At 66.4% G+C, this 6,973-nt stretch carries 8 protein-coding genes; 4 read left to right on the top strand and 4 right to left on the bottom strand.

The features are described from left to right. Window positions 1–242, top strand: a 242-nt coding sequence (locus BGO62_RS10250; RefSeq protein WP_296642008.1) for an isoprenylcysteine carboxylmethyltransferase family protein, incomplete at its 5' end; no start/stop codon positions are given. A gap of 58 nt (window positions 243–300) precedes the next feature. Continuing rightward, window positions 301–690 (top strand): hypothetical protein, encoded by a 390-nt coding sequence (locus BGO62_RS10245; RefSeq protein WP_296642006.1) that lies wholly within the window; start codon window positions 301–303, stop codon window positions 688–690. Between the two features lie 7 nt (window positions 691–697). Here the strand turns inward: BGO62_RS10245 and BGO62_RS10240 are convergent, their stop codons facing one another. From BGO62_RS10240 to BGO62_RS10225, 4 genes are all read right to left on the bottom strand, one after another. Continuing rightward, window positions 698–1,498, bottom strand: coding sequence for a TatD family hydrolase (locus tag BGO62_RS10240; protein ID WP_296642005.1), 801 nt, complete (start codon window positions 1,496–1,498; stop codon window positions 698–700). 6 nt (window positions 1,499–1,504) lie between these two features. Continuing rightward, window positions 1,505–2,170, bottom strand: coding sequence for a Bax inhibitor-1/YccA family protein (locus BGO62_RS10235; protein ID WP_296642004.1), 666 nt, complete (start codon window positions 2,168–2,170; stop codon window positions 1,505–1,507). Window positions 2,171–2,337: 167 nt separating this feature from the next. Next, the gene (locus BGO62_RS10230; protein WP_296642003.1) at window positions 2,338–3,096 is read right to left on the bottom strand and encodes a slipin family protein; all 759 of its coding nucleotides are present in this window, start codon (window positions 3,094–3,096) and stop codon (window positions 2,338–2,340) included. A 2-nt stretch (window positions 3,097–3,098) separates the two neighbouring features. Beyond that, entirely contained in the window at window positions 3,099–4,433 is a 1,335-nt protein-coding gene (locus tag BGO62_RS10225) for a nodulation protein NfeD (RefSeq protein WP_296642000.1), read from the bottom strand. A 209-nt stretch (window positions 4,434–4,642) separates the two neighbouring features. On the opposite strand from BGO62_RS10225, the gene BGO62_RS10220 reads away from it, so the two are divergent. Continuing rightward, window positions 4,643–5,176 carry a hypothetical protein gene (locus BGO62_RS10220; RefSeq protein WP_296641998.1) on the top strand — a complete coding sequence of 178 codons (534 nt, stop codon included), beginning with the start codon at window positions 4,643–4,645 and terminating at the stop codon, window positions 5,174–5,176. 135 nt (window positions 5,177–5,311) lie between these two features. Continuing rightward, a partial coding sequence (locus BGO62_RS10215) for a PAS domain S-box protein (protein ID WP_296641995.1) occupies window positions 5,312–6,973 on the top strand: 1,662 nt, incomplete at its 3' end.

Genomic DNA, 6,973 nt, shown 5'->3' with positions numbered 1-6,973 from the left:
GCGCGTCCGAACTCTGCATGGACGGGCCGTTCCGCTTCAGCCGCAATCCGATCTATGTCGGCGACTGGTTCATTTACGCCGGGGTGACGCTGTGGCTGGCCACGGCATGGCCGCTGGCGTTCGCGCCGCTGATCTGGCTGCTGCTGCGCTACGGCGTGATCCGCCACGAGGAAGCGCATCTCGATGCCCGCTTCGGCGACGCCTACCGCGACTATAAAACCCGGGTGCGGCGCTGGCTGTGAGCGTGGCGCGCCGACTCGCGGCGGCTTTCTGACTACAGCGCGGTCCTGCAGGGCCGTTATGGATCGACAGGACGACGTCATTCGGGAGCCCGCCATGCGCATTACCCTGCACGACAAATCGCTGGAAATCCGCCTCACCGCCGCTGCGCAAAAGGCGCTGGCGCGGCGCGACACGCCGCTGGTCGCCGAGATGGAACTGCTGTTCTCCTGCCTGCTGCGCAAGCGGGTGCATTTCGGCGAGGCGGCGGAGCTGGCGGTGCCGGTCAACGACCGCCTGGCGGTGCGCTTCAAGCCCGTCATGACGCGCCGCTGCAGCGTGGCGGCAGGCGGCGCGGCGCTGCCTGCCGAATGCTTCCCGCTCGAAAATCCGCGTCCCTACGTGCCCAACTGGCTGGCCATCGACTACCGCCGCGGCAAGTGGGTGGGGGAATTCGACTACGCCGGCTGAAGCGGCGTCAAGCCAGGCCGAACAGTTCGCGCGCGTTGCGCGTGGTGGCCTGCGCCACCACTTCGACATCCAGCCCACGCAGCTCGGCCAGGGTCTGTGCGATGCGCGGCAATTCCCCCGGTGCGTTGCGGCCGCGGCCGATCCATGCCGGCGGGATGTCGGGGCTGTCGGTTTCCAGCACGATGGCGTCGAGCGGCAAGTCGGCCGCCAGCCGCCGCAGGTTGTTGGCGCGCGGCCAGGTGAAGGCGCCGCCGAAGCCGAGCTTGAATCCCAGCTTGATGAAGGCGTCCGCCTGCTGCGGGCTGCCGTTGAAGGCATGGGCGATGCCGCCGCGCACGCGGATCCTGCGCAAGTGCTTGAGCAATTCGTCGTTCGCCTTGCGGCAGTGCAGCAGCACCGGCAGATCGTGGTCGCGCGCGATCTTCAGCTGCTCGACGTAGAAAAATTCCTGGCTGGCGTAGTCGAGTCCTTTGACAAACAGGTCGAGTCCGATTTCGCCGATCGCCACCGGCCGCTGCGCCTCGATTTGCGCGCGCAGCTCGGCGAGATGCTCCGGACGGTGCACGTGGATGTACATCGGGTGCAGCCCCCACGCCGGCAGGCAGCCCGGATAGCGCGCGCAGGTGGCGGCGACCGCGGCGAAGTTGTCGCGGCTGATGGCGGGAACGATCTGGATGGCCACCCCGGCGGCAACGGCGCGCGCGTACTCGGCGTCGCGGTCGGCGTCGAACTCGGCGGCGTCGAGATGGCAGTGGGTGTCGATAAAAAACGGCGTCCTTGAAGACGCCGTTTCGCTTGCCGCTGGCATCGACGATCAGTCGTTGCTGGCGAAGCCCAGCAGGTGCAGCAGGCTGGTGAACAGGTTGAAGATCGACACGAACAGGGTGACGGTCGCCATGATGTAGTTGGTCTCGCCGCCGTGGATGATGTTGCTGGTCTCGTACAGGATGAGGCCGGACATCAGCAGCACGAACATCGCGGAGACCGCCAGCGACAGGCCGGGCATCTCGAAGAACATGGCGCCCAGGCCGGCGAGGAAGGCCACCAGGATGCCGACCATGAGGAAGCCGCCCATGAAGCTGAAGTCTTTGCGGGTGGTCATCACGTAGGCCGACAGGCCGAGGAAGATCGCGGCGGTGCCGCCCATCGCCATCATCACCACCTGGGTGCCGTTGGGCAGCGCGAGATAGGCGTTGAGGATCGGCCCGAGCGTGTAGCCCATGAAGCCGGTCAGCGCGAACACGAAGGCGATGCCGAGGCCGCTGTCGCGGAACTTGGTGGTGAGGAACAACAGGCCGAAGTAGCCGACCAGGGTGATGATCAGGCCGGGGTGCGGCAGGTTCAGCGCCATCGACGCGCCGGCGGTGAGCGCGGCGAAGGCCAGCGTCATCGACAGCAGCATGTAGGTGTTCCTGACGACCTTGTTGGTCGACATGGCTGCAGACTGGCTGCGGCCGAGGGTGGTGACTTGCGGGTTCATTCAAGCTCCTCTTTGTGAATGGCAGAACAGTGTGCCGGGTCAGAGTGGATTGGCCCGGCACAGGTTCCCGGATGTGCCGGGGATTGCCGGTGAGGATACCGTGATGCGGGCCGGCTTGCCACCCGCAACCCTGGGGGCGCTGGGGCTTTTGTCGGGCCTGCTCGCCGTTATTCGCCCGCCCGCCTGTCGCGCATCAGCAGGTTCATCAGCTCGCCCGGCAGCGGGAAGACGATGGTGTTGGACTTGTCGCCGGCGATGTTGGACAGCGTCTGCAGATAGCGCAGCTGCATCGCCTGCGGCCGGCCGGCGAGGATTTCGGCGGCGGCCAGCAGTTTTTCCGAGGCCTGCAGTTCGCCCTCGGCGTGGATCACCTTGGCGCGCCGCTCGCGCTCGGCCTCGGCCTGCTTGGCGATCGCGCGCACCATCGATTCGTCGATGTCGACGTGCTTGATCTCGACGTTGGAGACCTTGATGCCCCAGGCGTCGGTCTGCGCGTCCAGCAACTGCTGCAGGTCCTGGTTGAGGCGCTCGCGTTCGGCCAGCATCTCGTCGAGTTCGTGCTTGCCCAGCACCGCGCGCAGCGTGGTCTGCGCCAGCTGGCTGGTGGCGTTGAGGAAGTCCTCCACCTGCAGGATGGCCTTGGCCGGGTCGATGACGCGGAAATACACCACCGCGTTGACCTTCACCGAGACGTTGTCGCGCGAGATCACGTCCTGGCTCGGCACGTCGAACACCACGGTGCGCAGATCGACCCGCACCATCTGCTGGATGCCGGGAACGATGACCACCAGCCCCGGCCCCTTCACCTTCCAGAAGCGGCCGAGCAGGAACACCACGCCGCGTTCGTACTCGCGCAGGATGCGCAGGCTGGAGGCCAGCAGTGCGACGATGAACAGCGCAATGGTCAAACCGCCGAATTCGAACATGATCATTCTCCTTGCCAGGGTTCCACGTCGAGTACCAGGTCATGCCGGGCGCGCACCCGGACCGGGGTGCCGCGCGGGATCGGCGCGCTGCTGCGCACGCGCCAGAGCTCGCCATGCACGCGCGCCCAGCCTTCGCGCTCGATGTCTTCCAGGGTTTCGCCGCTGGCGCCGAGCATCTCCTCGGTGCCGGTGACCACCGGCCGGCGGCGCGCGCGCAGCGCCATGCCGGCGACGAAAAAGCTGAACAGGGCGCTGACGGCGGCGACCGGGACGATCAGGGTCCAGGGCAGGCCGTAGCCGGGCAGGTCGGTGTCGATCAGCATCACCGAGCCGATGACGAAGGCGATGATGCCGCCCAGGCCGAGCGCGCCGAAGCTGGGCACGAAGGCCTCCGACGTCATCAGGGCGATGCCCAGCAGCATCAGCGCCAGCCCGGCGTAACTGATCGGCAGGACCTGCAGCGCGAACAGCGCCAGCAGCAGGCAGATGCCGCCGACCACGCCTGGAAGCAGCATGCCCGGGTTGGCAAACTCGTAGAGCAGGCCGTAGATGCCCAGCAGCATCAGGATGTAGGCGATGCCGGGATCGCCGATCACCGCCAGCAGACGGCTGCGCCAGTCGGGCTGGGCGCGTTCGGCGACGGCATTCGCGGTGTCGAGGGTGACGCTCTGGCCGTCCATCTTGATGACGCGGCCGTCCAGCTGCTTCAGCAGGTCGCCGAGGTCGGCCGCCACCAGGTCGATCACCTTCAGCGCCAGCGCCTCGGAAGCCGGCAGGCTGACCGCCTCGCGCACTGCGCGCTCGGCCCAGTCGGCGTTGCGGCCGCGCAATTCGGCGAGACCGCGGATGTAGGCCGCCGCGTCATGCATCGCCTTGCGCATTCGCGGGTCGCCCTGCGGCTTGTCGGATGGCCCGGCGCCGGCGGGCTTGTCGCTGCCGCCGGGCGCCAGCTCGACCGGCGTCGCCGCTCCCAGATTGGTCGCCGGCGCCATCGCCGCGATGTGGCTGGCGTACAGGATGTAGGTACCGGCGCTGGCGGCGCGCGCGCCCTGTGGCGAGACATAGGTGGCGACCGGCACCGGCGAGGCGAGGATGGCCTTGATGATGTCGTGCATCGAGGTGTCCAGCCCGCCCGGGGTGTCCAATTCGATCACCACCAGCTGCGCCTTGTCCTCGGCGGCCTTGGCCATGCCGCGCAGCAGGTAATCGGCGCTGGCCGGGCTGATCGCCCCCTGCACCGCCAATACCCGCACCTTCGCTCCGCTGGCCGGGACGGCCGCCAATGCCAGGCAGACAAAAACGATCAGGCACGACAGGCAGCGAAGTGGAAGCGTCATCCACTCAATCTAGACCCTAAACCGGGCGGCAACCAATGGCCGGGCGTAGGCGCGCTGCCTTATAAAGAGGCAGGCGGGGAAGCTGGGTATCAGGCGATCATGGTTTCCATGCGGGAAAGTGTAAATAATCGTGAAACATTAGAATGATCAGGCACAAGGCCGGGGTGAGGGGGATGCCGCAAACGGCTTCAGGAAACAGCGGGACGGCGATGCTGCGTTTCATTGGCGCGGCCATGCTGTTGCTGGCCGCAGGCATGGCGACCGCGGCGACGCTGGCCCCGGGAGGCCTGGCCCGCTTGTTGCCGGCTTTCAGTTCGATGGGCCTCAACACCCAGTTGGCTTTCGGATTGTGTGGCGCGGCCCTGCTGGCCAGCGCCGCTCCCCGCCTCATGGCCGCTCTGGGCCTGCTGCTGGCCCTGCTGGCCCTGAGCGTCCTGCTGCAGCATCTGCTCAACCTGTTTCCGGAGGACGGTTATTGGCGCTACGTGCTGAATACCGCCGGCGGCTCCTGGCCGGGTCGGATGTCGCCCGGCGCCGCGGTGGCGTTCCTGCTGGCGGGGTGTGTTTTCCTGATGCTGTCGCGCGTCCGCGGCAGCGCCGGCATCGTGGCGATCCATCTCCTGCTCGGCGGCATGTTCCTGATGGCGTTTATCAGCCTGATGGGGCATGTCACGGGCGCCGTCTGGCTGGCTTCGGATCTTTCCGGCAGCGCGCCGGAGCGTGCCAGCCCTGCCCGGGTATAGACGCATGCCCGAGTGCGAACGCATTGAACCGGGGCGTGGGCCCGTCGCCGCGAATTGCGCAGCGGCGCTGCCGGCCCGCGTTTGCCGATCCGCGGCATGCGGCGGCATCCCGCTGGACCGGTTGAAGCGATCCCGATGAGCGTGCCCACCACCATTGGTTTGATCGTGCTGAGTCTCAGCCTGTATCGCCTGGTCTTTGTCAGTGAGCGCTTCCGGCTTTATTACGCCCGTTACCCGGATCGGCAAATCCTCTTCATCACGGTTTTCGTGCTGCTGGCGCTGCTGACGCTTGGCGGCTTGGTCAGCAGCGTCATCGCCGTGAAATATGCGCCCGACCTGTTCGTGCACGAGGGCCTGTGGGTGGGCATCGTGCTGCACTGGCTTCTGGCGATGGGCGGCGCCCTGTTTTTATATCGCTACATCCTGCCTCTCGCGCAAAGGCTGAGGGAGTCCCAAACCATCCTGACCGAGGCCCTGCACAAAAACGAACTGATCCTGCAATGCGCGGGCGAGGGCATCTATGGCCTGGACAACCAGGGCCGGATGACTTTCGCCAATGCCGCGGCGGAACGGATGCTGGGCTACACCCTGGCGGAAGTGGGCGATGTATCGGTCCACAGCCTCATCCATCACAGCAAGAGCGACGGCCGCCCGCATCCGGCCGAAGAATGCCCGCTGCTCGCGACCTATCGCGAGGGCACGCCGCATCAAAGCAACGACGATGTGTTCTGGCGCAAGGATGGAAGCCCTCTCGACGTGCAGTATGTCAGCGCGCCCATCTGGGAAGCTGGGCGGATAACCGGCGCAGTGGTGGTTTTCAGCGACAACACGGCGCGCAAACAGAACGAGGCCCTCCTCGCCAGATGGCAGCACATCTTCGATCACGCCGAATGGGGTGTGATCGTCTGCAACGCCGAGACGGGGCGGATCGAACTCATGAATCCCGCGTTCGCCCGGATGCACGGCTACAGCCTGCAGGAGCTCGCCGGCCGGCCGGCCAGCGAAACGTTCGCGGAAGCCTGCGGCGCGGAACTTGCCCAGCATATTCGCCTGACCCACGAGAAAGGCCACCATATCTGGGAATCGTGGCACGTACGCAAGGACGGCAGCCGCTTTCCGGTGCAGGCCGATGCCACTGCGGTAAAAGACGAGACGGGCCGGGTACTTTATCGCGTCGTCAACGTGCAGGACATCACGGCGCGCCGCCAGGCCGAAGACATTCTGCGCGAGAGCGAAGCGCATCTGGCCCGCGCTCAGGCCCAGGGCAAGCTGGGAAGCTGGGTGCTGAACATTGCCGACGGCACGGTGGAATTTTCGGCCGAGAACTACCGCATATTCGGCCTGCCGCCGGGCACGCCGCTCAGCTATCAGGCGCTGCTTGACCGCATTCATCCGCGCGACCGCGCTGCGGTCGAGGCGGCCTGGCGGGCCGCCATGAACGGCGAGCCCTACGATGTGCAGCATCGAATCCTGGTTGAGGGCGGAGTGAAGTGGGTGCGCCAACGCGCAGAACTGGAATACGCTGCCGACGGCGGCTTGCTGCGCGGCGTGGGGACCACGCAGGACATCACCGAACCCAAGCAGCATGAGGAAGAGCTGCTGCGTTCGCGGCAGAATCTGCGCGAACTCGCTGCGCACCATGAAAAGATCCGCGAGGCGGAACGCACCCGCATCGCCCGGGAAATCCACGACGAGCTGGGGCAATACCTCACCGCCCTGCGGATGGATACGGCCATGCTCAACATCCGCTTCGGCAGGGACAATCCCGAGCTGGAACGCCATGTCGCCACCATGAAG

Source organism: Thiobacillus sp. 65-1402 (genome assembly GCF_001897685.1).
In the GTDB taxonomy this organism is placed as follows: Bacteria; Pseudomonadota; Gammaproteobacteria; order Burkholderiales; family Thiobacillaceae; genus Thiobacillus.
The sequence above is the reverse complement of the archived record's forward strand: the minus strand, read 5'-3'. Positions and strand labels throughout refer to the sequence as shown.

What these genes read in the sequence shown, in the direction of transcription:
- BGO62_RS10245 (WP_296642006.1), top strand. Translation starts at nt 301, where the DNA reads ATGGATCGACAGGACGACGTCATTCGGGAGCCCGCCATGCGCATTACC.
- BGO62_RS10240 (WP_296642005.1), bottom strand. Translation starts at nt 1,498, where the DNA reads ATGCCAGCGGCAAGCGAAACGGCGTCTTCAAGGACGCCGTTTTTTATC.
- BGO62_RS10235 (WP_296642004.1), bottom strand. Translation starts at nt 2,170, where the DNA reads ATGAACCCGCAAGTCACCACCCTCGGCCGCAGCCAGTCTGCAGCCATG.
- BGO62_RS10230 (WP_296642003.1), bottom strand. Translation starts at nt 3,096, where the DNA reads ATGTTCGAATTCGGCGGTTTGACCATTGCGCTGTTCATCGTCGCACTG.
- BGO62_RS10225 (WP_296642000.1), bottom strand. Translation starts at nt 4,433, where the DNA reads ATGACGCTTCCACTTCGCTGCCTGTCGTGCCTGATCGTTTTTGTCTGC.
- BGO62_RS10220 (WP_296641998.1), top strand. Translation starts at nt 4,643, where the DNA reads ATGCTGCGTTTCATTGGCGCGGCCATGCTGTTGCTGGCCGCAGGCATG.